This is a genomic window from Ruegeria sp. CF1 (assembly GCF_056537445.1).
The window spans coordinates 92990-108985 of the sequence record NZ_JBQFRN010000011.1; the positions used below are offsets into that span (position 1 = coordinate 92990).

At 59.3% G+C, this 15996-nt stretch carries 12 protein-coding genes; 11 read left to right on the top strand and 1 reads right to left on the bottom strand.

Annotated features, from left to right (window positions below; all coding sequences use genetic code 11):
• Window positions 1-34: 34 nt before the first annotated feature.
• The 5 genes from ACRZ96_RS17290 to ACRZ96_RS17310 all read left to right on the top strand — a co-directional run bounded on the left by ACRZ96_RS17290 (window position 35) and on the right by ACRZ96_RS17310 (window position 7212).
• Entirely contained in the window at window positions 35-3247 is a 3213-nt protein-coding gene (locus ACRZ96_RS17290; RefSeq protein WP_480814877.1) for a reductive dehalogenase, read from the top strand.
• A gap of 129 nt (window positions 3248-3376) precedes the next feature.
• Window positions 3377-4243, top strand: a complete 867-nt coding sequence (locus ACRZ96_RS17295) for an FAD binding domain-containing protein (protein WP_170398402.1) — start codon at window positions 3377-3379, stop codon at window positions 4241-4243.
• On the top strand, window positions 4240-4719 hold the full coding sequence (locus ACRZ96_RS17300; protein WP_170408211.1) for a (2Fe-2S)-binding protein: 480 nt from the start codon (window positions 4240-4242) through the stop codon (window positions 4717-4719). Before ACRZ96_RS17295 ends, ACRZ96_RS17300 begins: the two co-directional genes overlap by 4 nt.
• Entirely contained in the window at window positions 4719-6974 is a 2256-nt protein-coding gene (locus tag ACRZ96_RS17305) for a xanthine dehydrogenase family protein molybdopterin-binding subunit (protein ID WP_480814878.1), read from the top strand. The genes ACRZ96_RS17300 and ACRZ96_RS17305 overlap by 1 nt, the downstream gene beginning before the upstream one ends.
• Complete coding sequence (locus tag ACRZ96_RS17310; protein WP_170408213.1) at window positions 6967-7212, top strand: MoaD/ThiS family protein; 246 nt, start codon at window positions 6967-6969, stop codon at window positions 7210-7212. Before ACRZ96_RS17305 ends, ACRZ96_RS17310 begins: the two co-directional genes overlap by 8 nt.
• Window positions 7213-7240: 28 nt before the next feature.
• On the opposite strand, the gene ACRZ96_RS17315 is transcribed toward ACRZ96_RS17310, so the two are convergent.
• Complete coding sequence (locus ACRZ96_RS17315; protein WP_170648399.1) at window positions 7241-8113, bottom strand: LysR family transcriptional regulator; 873 nt, start codon at window positions 8111-8113, stop codon at window positions 7241-7243.
• Between the two features lie 99 nt (window positions 8114-8212).
• Between ACRZ96_RS17315 and ACRZ96_RS17320 the strand changes: the two genes are divergently transcribed.
• The 6 genes from ACRZ96_RS17320 (at window position 8213) to ACRZ96_RS17345 (ending at window position 15859) form a co-directional block, all read left to right on the top strand.
• Entirely contained in the window at window positions 8213-9655 is a 1443-nt protein-coding gene (locus ACRZ96_RS17320; protein ID WP_480707415.1) for an aldehyde dehydrogenase family protein, read from the top strand.
• Complete coding sequence (locus tag ACRZ96_RS17325; protein ID WP_480707414.1) at window positions 9655-10632, top strand: membrane dipeptidase; 978 nt, start codon at window positions 9655-9657, stop codon at window positions 10630-10632. Before ACRZ96_RS17320 ends, ACRZ96_RS17325 begins: the two co-directional genes overlap by 1 nt.
• Window positions 10632-12314, top strand: coding sequence for a hypothetical protein (locus ACRZ96_RS17330; RefSeq protein WP_480814887.1), 1683 nt, complete (start codon window positions 10632-10634; stop codon window positions 12312-12314). Before ACRZ96_RS17325 ends, ACRZ96_RS17330 begins: the two co-directional genes overlap by 1 nt.
• The gene (locus ACRZ96_RS17335) at window positions 12311-12940 is read left to right on the top strand and encodes a DUF3726 domain-containing protein (protein WP_170514563.1); all 630 of its coding nucleotides are present in this window, start codon (window positions 12311-12313) and stop codon (window positions 12938-12940) included. Before ACRZ96_RS17330 ends, ACRZ96_RS17335 begins: the two co-directional genes overlap by 4 nt.
• A gap of 13 nt (window positions 12941-12953) precedes the next feature.
• Window positions 12954-13964 (top strand): Ldh family oxidoreductase, encoded by a 1011-nt coding sequence (locus ACRZ96_RS17340; protein WP_170514566.1) that lies wholly within the window; start codon window positions 12954-12956, stop codon window positions 13962-13964.
• Window positions 13965-14041: 77 nt separating this feature from the next.
• The gene (locus ACRZ96_RS17345) at window positions 14042-15859 is read left to right on the top strand and encodes a BCCT family transporter (RefSeq protein ID WP_170664163.1); all 1818 of its coding nucleotides are present in this window, start codon (window positions 14042-14044) and stop codon (window positions 15857-15859) included.
• Window positions 15860-15996 lie beyond the last annotated feature (137 nt).

Sequence of the window (15996 nt, forward strand, 5' to 3'; positions counted from 1 at the left end):
GGTAGGGGAAAGGGCAGCTAACTGGAGGCGCGCGATGGGGATCCGCTTTTTCTCGGACAAGAACAGGCCTGTTCACATGGGTCCGTTCCCGCTGGAACGGCTGGCGCGGCTGGATCGGATGCCTGATCTGGCGCAGGTCGAACCGATGTGTGCGCTTAGCTTTCGCAAGCCCGAGCAGCCCGAAAGCATCGTGAATGCGATGGGCGAGTTTCAGGCGATGATGGATGCAATTCGGGATGGATTTGTGAACCCCGTCGCATCGGAAATTCCTGCCAACCCAGCAGATCGTGCCAATCATCTGAAAGCGTTTGGCTATTTCAACGATGCGTCGATGATGGGCTGCGGGCCGCTACCCGCGGAGGCGATGTTGGCTGAGCCTCGGCGCAACCCGGATATCGACCGGCTGGCACATGCGCTTAGGACGCGGCAAACCAAAACGCTGGCCTCGGGCATCGATGTGATCATGGCGGATCTAAAAGAAAGCATGGAGGCCGCGCCACGCCCGATGGACCGTCATCGCCATACGCTCGTGTTTCTCTATGAGTTCAACCGCGATCCGGACCCCTCGGAGCCCGGGTCCGATTGGATCATGGATGCGCAGGATCACCGCGCCTGTTTGCTTGCCACCGAGAATGCTGTGGTCATTGCCAACTACATCCGCCTCCTGGGTTTCGATGCGCGGGCGCATACGGCGATGTCCTCTGAGGTTGATCTGGGCAAGCTGGCAGTTGCTGCGGGTCTGGCCTCGGTTGAGGATGGTGCGGTTGTGGTGCCTTGGTTGGGTAAGCGGTTCGGATTGGCCGCTGTGACCACCGAAATGGAGATCGCGCATGACCGACCCTTGCGACCGCTGGCCGAACAACCGTGGTTCCGCACGCAAGGACCTGCATGGTGGCTGGGTGCAGGCTTCGCCAAGAACGCTCTGAACCGGGATGCCTATGCCAAGCGGCGCTATGTGGACGGGGCACATCCTTTTGAAAACCTCAAACGAGTCGACACACCGACCACCTATATCGACGAGCAAAACGTAGCCCGGGTGCCCAAACGCGCAGACATGTTTGCGCGGGCTCAGTTCGGCGACATGGGAAAATCGCTGCAGGATGCGACAAAGGGCGGGCATTACGTGCGCAAATCCGCCCCCAGCTTCGCCCAACGCCGCGCGCTGGGCGCATTTGTTTTGCTGCAGGACGGTGACAGCGCCGAGGCTGTACAGCCCACAGATACCGAAAGAAATGCCGCGAATATCAAGGCTGCAACCTATTTCCTTGGGGTCGATGCGGTCGGGCTCAGCCGGTGCCCCGAGTGGAGCTGGTATTCCCATGACGCCACCGGAGAAGAAATCGTTCCGCCCCATGATCAGGCGATCAGCATGATCATCGACCAGGGCTATGAGACGATGGAAGGCGCCAGCGGGGATGACTGGATCAGCGTGGCCCAATCCATGCGCGCCTACCTGCGGTTTTCACTGCTGGGGGGCGTGATCGCGCAGCAAATCCGAAATCTCGGCTACAAGGCCAAGGCGCATACGGTGATGGATGGCGAGGTGCTGCAACCGCCGCTGCTGCTGTTGTCGGGGTTGGGCGAGGTCAGTCGGATCGGTGAGGTGATCCTGAACCCCTATCTTGGCCCGCGCCTGAAATCCGGTGTCGTGACAACCGACATGCCGATGACGCATGACAAGCCCATCGATTTCGGCCTTCAGACGTTTTGCGAAAGCTGCAACAAATGCGCTCGGGAATGCCCTTCGGGCGCGATCACTGCCGGGCCAAAGCTGATGTTCAACGGCTATGAAATCTGGAAATCCGACAGCCAGAAATGCGCCACTTACCGTATCACCACGCCCGGGGGGGCGATGTGCGGACGATGCATGAAGACCTGCCCATGGAATCTCGAAGGTATATTCAAGGAACGCCCGTTCCGATGGGCCGCGATGAATATTCCGCAGGCCGCGCCTGCATTGGCCAAACTGGATGATGCGGTCGGCAATGGTGGTCTAAATAACATCAAGAAATGGTGGTGGGATATCGAGCTGGAACCTGACGGGGCCTATCGCCCGTCGCAGCACCCATTGAACCGGCGGGACCTACAAAAAGACCTCGATTTGAAGTACGAGGATCAGACGCTTGCGGTCTACCCCGCTCCGCTCGCTCCGCACCCATGGCCCTATCCCTTCAACATGGACCGGGAAGCCGGAATTGCCGCCTATGAGGCGATGGTCACAGCTGAAGACTACAAAGCGCGCAAAACGGCAGGCGATATGTCTGTGATCCACCGTTATCAGGTCGCAGGGGACGCCCCGGTGATGCGGGTGGAACTAACCAAGGTCGACAAGATGACCTCGGATGTCACCAAGTACGAGTTCTCAACCCTCGACGGTGCGCCCTTGCCGAAATGGACTGCGGGCGCGCATCTGGACGTGCTGGTTTCGCCCGAATTCCTGCGGCAGTACTCGATGTCGGGCGATCCCTCCGACCGCAACACTTATCAGATCGGCGTGCTGCGCGAGGATGAGGGGCGCGGCGGCTCGGCCTTGCTGCATCGCATCTTCAACGAAGGGCGCAAGGTCTTCATCTCAAAGCCGATAAACCATTTTGATCTGGACGAGACTGCAACCAAAACCTTCCTGATGGGCGGTGGTATTGGCATCACGCCGATGATTGCTTTTGCCCACCGACTGTATGCGATGGGCAAACCGTTCGAGTTACACTATTCCGCCAGCACACGAGCAGGTGCCGGATATCTGGATGATCTGGCGGCTGTGCCATGGGCCGATCACGTGCACTATCACTTCTCGGACGAGGGCACACGGGCCGATCTGGAGGCTGTTCTGGGCGGATATCAGGACGGATGGCACGTTTATACCTGCGGCCCTGACCGCTATATGGACGGCGTCATTCACGCAGCCGAACGGCAGGGGTTTCCGGAAGGTGCACGGCATCTCGAATATTTCTCGGTGCCGGAACAGCCCGAATATGAGAACCATCCGTTCACTCTGAAATTGGCGAAATCGGGTCGGGAGTTGACTGTACCCGCTGACAAAGATGCGGCGCAGGTACTTAATGAGGCGGGCTTTCACGTGGATGTGAAATGCGCTGATGGGATCTGCGGGGTCTGCAAATGTGACGTGATTTCAGGTGAGATCGAACACCGCGATTTCGTTTTGTCCAACAAACAACGCGAAGGTGCGATCATACTGTGCCAAAGCCGGGCGGCCCGGGCAGACGGGGTGATCGAGATCGATCTGTGATTGCTCTCGATAAAACGACATTTTGAATCCCAAAAATTGGTCGTTCCAGCCATGGACGCCGCCGACTTGCTGCACTAACGTCCCCGGCGAACCCCAGTCTATCCTGATCAACAGGTGCGAGGTACTTTCATGGATTATCACAGCCCCGCCAGCTTTGCCGAGGCGTCGGCTCTGGCCGCAAATGCAACGGGCATCACTCGGTTTCTGGCAGGCGGCACCGATGTGCTGGTGCAGTTGCGCTCGGAATTGGTGACGCCCGATACGCTGATCGACATCAAGAAGATCGATGGCGTTAGCGAAATTACCCGCAATGCCGATGGCAGCTGGACGCTGGGCGTCGCCGCGACCGGCGCCGAGATGAGCGAGCACGCCGCGTTGGGCCGCGATTGGCCGGGTGTGGTCGAGGCGATGGATCTGATTGGATCGACTCAGGTACAGGGGCGTGCGACGCTGACCGGGAATCTGTGCAATGGCTCTCCGGCGGCGGACTCGGTGCCAGCGATGGTTGCGGCAGGCGTTACAGTCACCGTGACGGGCCCGGACGGCACACGAGAGGTGGCGGTCGAAGACATCCCGACGGGACCCGGCAAGACCTCACTGGCCAAAGGCGAACTGATCTCGGCGGTCAACATTCCAGCGCGTGGCGACAACGCCGGTGACGCCTATCTGCGCTTTATCCCGCGCACCGAGATGGATATCGCGGTGGTTGGTGTGGGCGTAAACTTACGACTGGATGGCGATACCATCACCGAGGCGCGCGTCTCACTGGGGGCTGTCGCACCAACCGTCTTGCTGGTTGAAGACTGCGCCAAAGCGCTGATTGGCAGCGCGTTGGATGACGCGGCGCTGGACGCGCTCGCTGCAGCGGCCTCGGCTGCCTGCAACCCCATTGATGACAAACGCGGCACTATTGCATTCCGCACCGAAGTTGCTGGCGTTCTGGCCAAGCGCGCCGCAAAAATCGCCTATGCCCGCGCAAAGGGAGAAGACGTATGAGTAAGTTCCACGTATCCACCACCGTAAATGGGGACGCGGTTGAATACCTCTGCGACCCACGCGAAACCCTGCTGGACTGTCTGCGCGACAAGCTGAACCTGACCGGCGCGAAAGAGGGCTGCGGCACCGGCGATTGCGGTGCTTGTTCGGTCAGCGTCGATGGCCGTCTTGTGTGTTCATGCCTGATGTTGGGCGTCGAGGCTGAAGGTAAGCAGATCGAAACGGTTGAAGGGATCGCGGACGGCGACGTCCTGCATCCGCTGCAAAAGAAGATGATCGAGTATGCCGCCCTGCAATGCGGCATCTGTACCCCGGGCATTCTGGTGGCGGCCAAGTCGCTGCTGGAAAAGAACCCCAATCCCACCGAAGAGGAAACCCGGTACTGGCTGGCAGGCAATCTCTGCCGCTGCACTGGCTATGACAAGATTATTCGCGCCGTGATGGATACGGCGGCTGAGATGCGGGAGGCTTCGTAATGGCACTGGACGATCGCAAATCTGACTTCACGTTTGTCGGCACCCGACCAGATCGCCCTGACGGTCTTGACAAGGTGACGGGCCGCGCCAAGTTCGGTGCGGATATCTCAGCCCCCGGCATGTTACATGGCGCCATCCTGCGTTCACCCCATGCCCATGCGCGGATCGTCAAGATTGATGCTTCAAAGGCCGAGGCCCACAAAGACGTCAAAGCCGTTGTTACCCGCGCCGATTTCGCCGATGTCCCCTTCAAGCCGGGGCTGGAAGGGGAATTCTGGAACGTGCTGGAAAATGTCATGGCGGGCGAAAAGGCTCTATATGACGGCCACGCGATTGCAGCAGTTGCAGCGACATCAGCCTTGGCGGCGCGCGATGCGCTGAAGTTGATCGAGGTTGAATATGAAGTTTTGCCCCATGTCACAGATGTGGACAAGGCGATGGCCCCCGACGCGCCTGTCATCCGCGAAGGTGCGGCGGACTACTCGGTGCCTGAGGGGATGCACCCCAACGTGGTGCGCTATCACGAAAGCGGCCACGGAGATGTCGAAGCGGGATTTGCCGAGGCGGATCTGGTAATTGAGGACAGCTTCGTTACCGAGGCAACCCATCAGGGTTACATTGAACCTCATGCCTGCATGGGGTCTCTGGGTACTGACGGCAAAGGTGAGCTTTGGTGCACCACCCAGGGCCATTGGATCGCACAGAAAACCTGCGCGGCGTTGCTGGGCATCGAAACCTCACAACTGCGTGTGACCGCGTCTGAGATCGGCGGCGGCTTTGGTGGTAAGACCACTGTGTTCATCGAACCGGTTGCGTTGGCGCTCAGCCGCAAGGCCAACCGCCCCGTAAAGATCGTGATGACCCGGTCCGAGGTGTTCCGTGCGACCGGCCCGACCTCATCGGCGTCGATGGATATCAAGATCGGCATGAAAAAGGACGGCACCATCACAGCAGCCGAAGGCATCTTCCGCCTGCAGGGTGGTGCCTTCCCGGGTGCACCCGGCGACATGACCGCCATGTGTGCCTTTGCGCCCTACAACCTGACCAACGTTCGCCAGGTCGGCTATGACGTGATGGCCAACCGCCCGAAACAGGCCGCCTATCGCGCGCCGGGCGCTCCGATGGGTGCGTTTGCGGTCGAATCCGTTCTGGATGAGCTGTGCAATCAACTCGGCCTCGACCCGGTGGATGTGCGCCTAAAAAACGCCGCGCATGAAGGCACCAAAGCCAGCTATGGCCCGACCTATGAGCGTATAGGTCTTGTCGAAACGCTTGAGGCCGCCAAGGCGCATCCGCATTACTCGGCCCCTTTGAAGCCGGGGCAAGGGCGCGGCATTTCCTGTGGGTTCTGGTTCAACCATGGTGGTGAGACCTCGGTATCTCTAGCACTGTCCGAGGACGGCTCGGCCCAAGTCATGGTCGGTACGCCGGATATCGGCGGATCACGCGCGTCAATGGCGCTGATGGCGGCCGAGGTTCTGGGCATTCCCTACGAGAGCATTCGCGTCACCGTCGCCGATACGGCAACGCTGGGTTACAATGATGTGAGCCACGGCAGCCGCGTGACCTATGCCTCGGGTCTGGCGACAATCAAGGCGGCGCGCCACGCGGTCGAGCAGCTATGCGCCCGCGCAGCGGCCAGTTGGGGAATCCCGGTTGATGCGGTGAAATGGGAGAACGGCTGTGCCGTGCCCTCAGGCCCCAATGCCGGTGACTTCGATCCGCGCCCGCTGGCCGATATCACCGCCCATATGGGCGCGACCGGCGGCCCGATCTCGGGCCATTTCGAGGCCACGCCGGAAGGCGCGGGTGTATCCTTTGGCACCCATATCGTGGATGCCGAGGTCGACCCGGAAACCGGCAAGACCAGCATCACCCGCTACACGGTCATTCAGGACGCGGGCAAGGCGATCCACCCGACCTATGTCGAAGGCCAGTATCAGGGCGGAGCTGCGCAGGGCATCGGTTGGGCGCTGAACGAGGAATATATCTATGGTGAGGATGGCCGCTTGCAGAACTCGATTTTCCTCGATTACCGCATCCCGGTCGCCAGCGATCTGCCGATGATCGACACGGTGATTGTCGAAGTGCCCAACCCCGGCCACCCGTTCGGTGTGCGTGGTGTGGGAGAGACCGGCATCGTGCCGCCCTTGGCCGCCATCGCCAACGCGGTCTCCAACGCGGCCGGTGTACGCCTGAAGCAACTGCCAATGTCCCCGCCGCGCATTCTTGCCGCGCTCAAGGACAATGGTTGAGGTCCACCTCTGGTCCAGCCTCCGGTCTTTGACCGGGGGTCGCGAGGTGGTCGAGGTTGAGGCCGCCACCACGGGCGAATTGCTGCAGGAACTGGTGCGTATACATCCCCGGCTGCAGGCACCGATCGATGCGGGGGTCTCGGTGGCGTTGGACGGGCGCATCATCGCGACCGGACTGTCCGAGCCGATTCCGGAAGGTGCTGAGGTTTATCTGATGCAGCGTCTCAGGGGCGGTTGAAGGCGAAAGGTCTAATCGACCCCCTCCCTCACGCGAAATCACGGGACAGGATGAACGCGCAACACTGCTCGGTCAGATATTGGAAGCGCGAACGCTCGCGGACATAGAGATACACTTGCCTTTTGTCGTGAAGGTCCGTGATCGGGCGGTAAGACACCGCCTCCGGCAAGAATTCGGCAACGGTTTGAGGAAGCACTGTGATCCACTCGCCCGATCGCACCAGCGTGATCAATGAATGCGTGTTGTGAATTGTGATCTCGGCGTTTTTGATTGCCGTATGGAAAGCCGGCGTTTGAATCAGATCGCACAACGTGTTTCGGACAAAGGGCGCGGTGGCGATGTCGGGGATATTCAGCGGTTCTGCGCGTGTGATCAGAGGATGATCCGAGGCAGCGACCAATCCAAAGGAGTCCTGAAATAGCGGAATGGTTCGGATGCCGTTCAGGGCGTGATACCCGGATGCGATTCCGATATCTGCCTGATCCTGAGCGATAGCATCCAACACCTGCTGCGTGTCGGTGTCGCGCAGCTCGATCTTCACCCCGGGGGATTCGCTGCTCATGTGGTGCAATAGTGGTGGAAAGATCAACGCGCCAACCGACGGGACGGATACGATCCGGATCAATCCCTGTTCAGCCAGCGCGGCGGCCTCGATATTCTGGACGGTCTGATCGAATTGGCGCACTTGCCGCAAGCCCAGATCGAGTACCTGCTCACCCAGCGGGGAAAGCTGGTTCTTGCGCTCGCCTTCGAACAGCTTTTTGCCCAGATGGTCTTCGAGCTGCTTCAATGTCATCGAGACGGCTGATTGCGTTCGACCAAGGCGGTCGGCGGCCTCGGACAGGTTCCCGGTCTGGGCCACCGTGCAAAAGCAACGCAGCATTTCAATCTTGATTGCCAAATTCAGTTTCCTTGAAGTTTGTTTAAGTTATTTGAGTTTGACTGATGTGCATCGGAAAATCCATCCTGTGACAAACGAATTCTGACTCTGGGGCGCATTGTGACCAAACTGAACCTGATCGCTGGCGAATGGCTGGCAGGCGAAAGCGAAATCGAAAACCGCAACCCTTCTGATCTGACTGACCTGGTTGGTATGTTCGCGCAAGCCAGCAGCGACCAACTTGAAGCGACGCTGGATCAGGCACGTGTCGCGCAAGCTGAATGGGCTGCCTATGGGCTGGAACGTAAGCAGGCAGTTCTGAACGCCATCGGTAACGAGCTGATGACCCGCGCCGAGGAACTGGGCACGTTGCTCAGCCGGGAAGAGGGCAAACCGCTGGCCGAAGGTAAGGGCGAGGTCTATCGAGCGGGTCAGTTCTTTACCTACTACGCCGCTGAATGTCTTCGTCAGATTGGGGAAAACGCCGACTCCGTTCGCCCCGACATCGAGATTGATGTGCGCCGCGAAGCGGTGGGTGTTGTCGCCATTATCAGCCCGTGGAACTTTCCCACCGCGACCGCTTCGTGGAAGATTGCGCCCGCGCTGTGCTATGGCAACGCTGTTGTGTGGAAACCGGCCAACATCACGCCTGCCTCGGCTGTGGCCCTGACCGAGATCATCGAACGTCAGGACATTCCCAAGGGTCTGTTCAGCCTGGTGATGGGCTCGGGCCGTTCGATTGGCCAACGTCTGGTCGAAAGCCCCAAGGTCAACGCGATTTCCTTCACCGGTTCGGTTCCGGTCGGCAAGGGCATCGCGGCGGCGGCGATCCAGAACCTGACCAAGGTACAGATGGAGATGGGGTCGAAAAACGCGCTGGCCGTGATGGACGACGCCGATCTGGATCTGGCGGTGACGCTGGCGCTGGGTGGTGCATTCGGCGGCACCGGTCAAAAATGCACCGCCTCGTCGCGGCTGGTGGTTCACGCGGGCATCCATGATGCCTTTGTCGAAAAGCTCGTCGCAGGTGCGCAGGCGATGAAGGTTGGTCACGCGCTGGAGCAGGGCACTCAGATGGGTCCCGTCGTAAGCCAGCAGCAACTAGGCGAGAACCTCGCCTATGTCGATCTGGGTAAATCTGAAGGGGCCGAACTGGCCTGCGGTGGACAGCGCCTAGAGATGCCGCATGAGGGCTTCTACATGTCGCCGGGCGTGTTCCTGAACACCACCAACGACATGCGCATAAACCGCGAGGAAATGTTCGCGCCGCTGACCAGCGTGATCAAGGTCGGCAGCTATGACGAGGCGCTGAGTGTGGTGAACGACACCAATTTCGGCCTGACCTCGGGCATCGTGACTAAATCGCTGGCCCGTGCCACCCATTTCCGCCGCAATGCGCGAACTGGTGTGGTGACGGTGAATCTACCTACGGCAGGCACCGATTATCACGTACCCTTTGGCGGTCGCGGCGACAGCTCGTACGGGCCGCGCGAACAAGGCAAAGCAGCGGCAGAGTTCTATACCACCGTCAAGACCGCCTATATCAGCGCAGGCCCCGTCTGATGCGTATCGACGCGCTGCAATATGCCAACTGGTCGGAGAAGATTTTCCGCCAACTGCGCGAAGGCGGCGTGGATGCGATCCACGTCACCATCGCTTATCATGAGAATTTCCGTGAAACCGTTCTGAACTTTGAGAAGTGGAATCGCTGGTTCGAGCAATACCCGGACCTGATCATGAAAGGCCGTTGGGCCAGCGACATCGACATCGCGCGCGAAACGGGGCGGACGGTTGTGTTCTTCGGGTTTCAGAACCCATCCCCGATCGAAGACGATATTGGTCTGGTTGAGGTTCTGCATGATCTTGGCGCCCGCTTCATGCAGCTGACCTATAACAACCAGTCGCTGCTGGCGACCGGCTGTTATGAGGCCGAAGACACCGGCATCACCCGCATGGGCAAGCAGGTGATCAAAGAGATGAACCGCGTGGGCCTTGTTGTCGATATGAGCCATTCGGCGGATCGGTCGACCATCGAAGCGGCGGAATTGTCCGAGCGCCCCATTGCCATCACCCATGCCAATCCGCACGAATGGTCACCTGCTTTGCGCAACAAGCGCGATGCGGTGATCCGGGCGGTGACGGAAAATGGTGGGATGCTGGGCTTTTCGGTCTATCCTCATCACCTGAAGGACAAGTCCGACTGCACGTTGGAGAGTTTCTGCGAGATGATCGCCCGCACGGCAGATACATATGGCGTCCAGCATCTGGGGATTGGCACCGACCTGTGTCAAGATCAGCCCGACAGTGTGGTTGAATGGATGCGCGTGGGGCGCTGGACAAAACAGATCGACTATGGCGAGGGTTCGGCCTCGGCCCCCGGTTTCCCGCCAATGCCGGGCTGGTTTCGGGACAATCGCGACTTCGGCAACATCGAGTCCGGCTTGCGCGCCACTGGCATGAACTCCGACGAGGTCGCGGGGATCATGGGCGGCAACTGGTACCGCTTCTTTGCCGATAATTTTGAGCCACAAGGCACATGATGGACCAAAACCCGCATATCGCACGCCGCGACCCGGCCACTGTGATGCGCCTGTCCCGTCTAGGATCGTTGCATCAATGCCGTCTAAGTTTCATGCGGCAATTGACCCGTCGGATGGCTGCCGAAAACTGGACGTTCACCCGCCCAGTCTTCCAGATTGATGAAAAGGGCGTCGGTCACGCGGTCTACACTGCACAAGGTCCGGAACGCGCTTATTCGTTGGTGGCGTTTGCCCATGATCTGCCACCCGAGCAACGCTCGGATCGTGTGATCGCCGAGGCATGGGACGCGACCTTTGCGTTGTTTGACGGAATTCCTGACCCGGAAGACATTGAGCGGCTTTCGCAAAACGTACCTCTGCAAGAGGCCGGGCGTGTAAGCGAAAGCGAGCTGTCCTTGTCACGGGCCAACCGCTCGGTGCGTCTGTGGGCACATGTCGTGGATCGTCTTGCCACCGGTCAGCAGCCCGACCTCGAACAGATTTACAAGGTCGGTTACCTGATGCGGACAACCGCCGTGTATGGCTCGGGCAAGTTCGGCGCGGCAGATCGTGAGAGGATTGCAGACCGAGGCGAAGTCAGCGCGCCATTTCAGGCCGAGATGCTTTCGGTCTACCTGACGCGGACCTTCGTGCGCGATCTGGTGGAACATATGGCCCGCGCCAGGGGTGGCGACCAGACCGCAGAGTTGAGCCCGGAAATCGCGCGTTGGCTGGGTATAGGCAATTCGACCGGGCTAGGTATGGCACCTTTCATCGTCAATCACCCGATCCTGTTCAACAACTGGATCATGGTCCGGGAAGAGGCGATCTCGCGGGTTCGGTCCATTGAGACCGCAACAGAGGCAGAAGCGGCCAAGTTTCGCAACATCTTCGCCCGTAGCAAATTGTCGATCTCGTGGTGGAAGTCCGAGCATCCAATCCAGATCGAAAAGCTCGCGGCGCTGAATGCTGACTTGTGCGCAATATCGGACTATCTCGACAAGACCGATCTGACGGGCAATCAGCCGTGGGACCGCTTGATATTGTGGTCTCAGGCTACGCTCAGCGAAGAAGGGCAGGAGTTGTTGGCCTCGCTGATCCTTGAACCCTACGGTGAACTGGTCGATGGGCTGACCAGCTGTATGGCAGACAGCAACGGTGCGGCGCATGTGATTGATGGCACGATGACCGTTGGCGCGGTGCGCGACCTGATCCGCGCCAGCTTTGGCTGGGCAATGGGTCTGGACTGGAACGCGCCCGAACACTGCGCGCGCGCTTGGTATGTGTCCGAGGAAAAGCTCGAGCCCCGGCTGGGTGAGCGGTTTGACGAACCGATTGCAGACTACGAACAGCCACTTGCCCCGGCGCGCGACGCGGCTCTGGCCGAAAGCGCGCTTTCGGAATGGGCGGATGGTGCACCCATAGCCGAGTTCCTACTTGAACACCCTGAATACCGCCACACGATCCGTCGCGCGCAAATGAGCCACGTCGCGCCTTACGGCGAAATTCGCGACAACACGATCAGCGCGGATGTTCTGCCGATCGACATGCTGCGTGCCAAACTCTCGTTCTTTGGTGCCACGCATTTCGATCCTCGTTCAGACCGCTGGGTACGTATCTGCATGTATGCTGGCGCACCTTATCCCGAAGAGTTAAGCAGCAAGACTGCCGATCTGTGGGTCTATCCGGAGCTTGGACCGTGAACGTATCGCTGAATGAGGTCGAAGCCACGGCCAAACGCGCCGCGCGCGGAGCCGGATACCCCTGGGGACTGGCGGAAGAGGTCGGCAAAGCCACACGTTGGCTATGCGCGCACGGGATTGATGGCACGAATTCCCTTGCGCAATTGTTGGAGCAAGGTCTGGCGGCCTCGCTCAAGAATCACCGCCCGGTTGAGATGCAGTCGGCTTGGGCGGGGCAAGGCGTGCTTTGCCCGATCATCACGGGCGCTTTGCTGTCTGATCGGTCTGACCTGCTGCACGCAGGTCCCATACGTATTCAGAAGCTCGCAGTACCTGTTTTTCTGCTGCCCTTCGTAGCCTCGGCGGCACGCGCCCAGAATAACGTGATCACGCATACGTGCGATCTGTTCAGGGCCGCAACGGATGGCGATCGTCTGGAGGCGGGGCAGGATTGGCCATCGTTTTCTGATCACACCCAGATCACGCTGGGCGGCCAACTTACCACCCCTCGACCGCACGTGACCCGCGCATCCCCGGACCCGGTTTGCTGGGACACCCTCAACCGATTTGCCCATCGCACCTACGCGCCTGCTACCGAAGAATCCCGACTGTTGGGTGCCGGCGCTGGCCTGTCCGACAATGACTGAATGAGAGAGCGACATGATCGAAACCCGTACCCTTAGCCTTGCTGAAATCGAGGATATTTCTTTCCGTGCATTGGTGTCCGCGGGCACCAGCGAAGAAAACGCGCGCCCATTGGCAATTGCAACCGCCGCAACCGAGGCGGACGGGGTGGCGAGCCATGGTCTGGCCTATATCCCGATCTATTGCGAACATGTTCAGTGCGGCAAGGTAGATGGGCAGGCCACCCCTCAGCTGTCCCAGCCGCGCCCCGGCGTAGTGACGGTCGACGCCGCGACCGGGTTCGCCCACACGGCGATCGACACGGGATTTGAGGTGTTGACCAATACGGCGCGCACTCAAGGCGTTGCGGTGCTGGCGATCCGCAACAGCTATAACTGCGGCGTTCTGGGGTATCACACCTACCGGCTGGCGCAGGCTGGTTTTGTGGGACTTGGGTTCACCAACGCGCCCGCCTCCATCGCGCCGTCCGGTGGTGCCAAACCGGTGGTCGGAACCAACCCATTTTCAATCGCGGTCCCTGGAAACGACGGCCAACCCGCATTACTGATCGATCAAAGCGCCAGCACCATCGCCAAAAGCGAGGTCATGAAACACGCGCGCGAAAGCAAACCAATCCCGGTTGGCTGGGCGTTGGACGCAGATGGCAACCCTACGACCGACCCGAATGTTGGGCTTAAGGGTTCCATGGCCCCATCGGGTGGGTACAAGGGGGTTGGCGTTGCCCTGATGACCGAGGTTTTGGCTGCAGCGCTGACCGGTGCCACGCTTGGGATACACGCCTCACCTTTTTCGGGAACCGCCGGTGGGCCTCCGAAAACAGGTCAATTCTTTATTGCAATTGACGCTTCTGCGACTGCGGATGACGCATTTTCTTCCAGAATTGTCGATCTTGTCGAAGCGATCCGATCTCAGAACGGCGCACATTTGCCCGGTGACGGCCGCCAGGCAAAGCGTTTGGTGGCCAAGAACGATGGTGTGGCTGTCAGTGTAGCGACCCTCGACAAAATAGAAGCTCTGCTGACGTAGGGCTCGATGGCGAAGCTCCGGGACGCTCATGAAGATCTTTCTGGAAATCAGGACACGTGCGAATAGGGAGGAAACACATGTCTATGAAGGAACCTTTTACCGATCTGGAGATCAAGCGATCTTCGGGCGGGTTTTATGAAGGGCACAGTGTTGAGATTGCCTTGCTGAGCAAGTCAATCATGGTCGCGCTGGTTATCTGGGCGCTTGTCTGGCCCGCAAATGCAAACGGAGTTCTTGGAAGCCTGAACTCGCGTCTGCTGGAAGATTTCAACGCCTTCTATATCATTATTGTCGGCTTTTTTGTCTTTTTCCTGTTTGTCGTGGCGGCGCTGCCGCAAACCGGTAAGCGGCTTATGGGCCCAGAGGGCGAAAGACCAGAATTCTCGGATTTCTCATGGTTTTCGATGATGTTTGGCGCGGGCTTGGGCGTCGGTCTCATGGTGTTCGCTACCGCTGAGCCTTTAGGGCTGTGGGGATCGAACCCGGTTGTCATCGCGGGCGATGTCGTCGGCAATAGCGAAGACGCATTGCAGTCAGGATATCGCTACACTTTCTTGCATTACGGGTTTCACGCCTGGGCGATCTATGTGGTGACCGGCCTGTCGCTGGCCTATTACGCCTACACGCGCAACATGCCCCTGACTATTCGCACCGCGCTGACACCTCTGTTCGGCAAGCTGATGAACGGCTTCCTGGGCCACGTCGTGGATGTACTGGGCGTGGTGGCAACCATTTTGGGTGTTTCAGTTACCATCGGGTACGGGGTTTCGCAGTTCATCGACGGCCTATACGCCATTTCGGGTATGGAATGGATGATGGATCTGACCGGTGACGCACCGGCCCCCAGCACTGTTGGTCTGCTGGCTGGCCTCATTGTGATCATGGGCCTCTCGATCATCTCGGCTGTCTCTGGTGTTGGTCGTGGCGTCAAGTACCTGTCTAACCTGAACCTGGTGTTGTCGCTGATCCTGTTGCTGGTCTTTGTTGTCTTTGGGTCGTTCCTGTTCGCGATGACGACTTACGCAACTGCATTTGTCGATTACATCCAGCACTTCATTTCGCTCAGCTTTGGTGCTTTCAATCCGCAATCGGCGGCGGCGTTTGATGCTGCCCTGCCGAGTGAAGCAGCGCCGTTTGCCGATGCGCTTTATGCCGGTGCGACCAATCCTTGGGGATCGTTTGACGGGTTCAAATCTGGCCTGGAAGGCGACGCCGCCGCGCTGCCGGAATCTGTTCTGGCTTCGGTCTACGCCGCAGGTGATCCGGGTCGGCAGTTTGGCTGGCAAGCGGGCTGGACCACGTTCTACTGGGCCTGGTGGATCGCGTTTTCGCCGTTCGTCGGCCTGTTCCTAGCGCGCATTTCCAAGGGACGCTCTGTGCGTGAGTTCATCATCGGTTGTGTCTTTGCCCCTGCGCTGGTCTGCTTTGCGTGGATGACCATTCTGGGTGGCACCGCGATCGATCTAGAACTGAATGGCACCGCCGAAGGCGCCATCATCGGGGCGTCGAACACCGCCAAGCTGTTTGTCACCTTGCAAGAGATGATCACCGGTGGGCTGTTGTCTGGCATCACCGTGATGTGCGTCGTCCTGATCATGACCTTCCTGGTCACCTCGGCGGACTCGGGCATTCTGGTGATGAACACCATCATGTCTGGCGGAGATCAGAACATCGGTAACAAGCACAAGATCGTCTGGGGCCTTATCCTGACAGCGGTGATTGGCGCTCTGATCCTGGCTGCGGGTGAAAACAATCCGATGGACGCCTTGCGAAATGCGATGATCATCGGTGCGCTACCCTTTACGATGGTCATGGGCCTGATGTGCATAGCGCTCGCCAAGGCGCTTTATCGCGATGGTCTGAGGCAAAAGCAGACCACAGCACCTGCGGAATAAACCTAGGCACGGGCGGTTGTGATGCAACCGCCCGCTGTCATCAGGCGCTTGTGCGCGCGTCAACTTCAACCCAATTCAATGAAAATGCCAGTGGCAGAGACGCCACGTGATCGTGCACCACTCGAAGCATTATGTCG

What these genes read in the sequence shown, in the direction of transcription:
- ACRZ96_RS17290 (WP_480814877.1), top strand. Translation starts at nt 35, where the DNA reads ATGGGGATCCGCTTTTTCTCGGACAAGAACAGGCCTGTTCACATGGGT.
- ACRZ96_RS17295 (WP_170398402.1), top strand. Translation starts at nt 3,377, where the DNA reads ATGGATTATCACAGCCCCGCCAGCTTTGCCGAGGCGTCGGCTCTGGCC.
- ACRZ96_RS17300 (WP_170408211.1), top strand. Translation starts at nt 4,240, where the DNA reads ATGAGTAAGTTCCACGTATCCACCACCGTAAATGGGGACGCGGTTGAA.
- ACRZ96_RS17305 (WP_480814878.1), top strand. Translation starts at nt 4,719, where the DNA reads ATGGCACTGGACGATCGCAAATCTGACTTCACGTTTGTCGGCACCCGA.
- ACRZ96_RS17310 (WP_170408213.1), top strand. Translation starts at nt 6,967, where the DNA reads ATGGTTGAGGTCCACCTCTGGTCCAGCCTCCGGTCTTTGACCGGGGGT.
- ACRZ96_RS17325 (WP_480707414.1), top strand. Translation starts at nt 9,655, where the DNA reads ATGCGTATCGACGCGCTGCAATATGCCAACTGGTCGGAGAAGATTTTC.
- ACRZ96_RS17330 (WP_480814887.1), top strand. Translation starts at nt 10,632, where the DNA reads ATGGACCAAAACCCGCATATCGCACGCCGCGACCCGGCCACTGTGATG.
- ACRZ96_RS17340 (WP_170514566.1), top strand. Translation starts at nt 12,954, where the DNA reads ATGATCGAAACCCGTACCCTTAGCCTTGCTGAAATCGAGGATATTTCT.
- ACRZ96_RS17345 (WP_170664163.1), top strand. Translation starts at nt 14,042, where the DNA reads ATGTCTATGAAGGAACCTTTTACCGATCTGGAGATCAAGCGATCTTCG.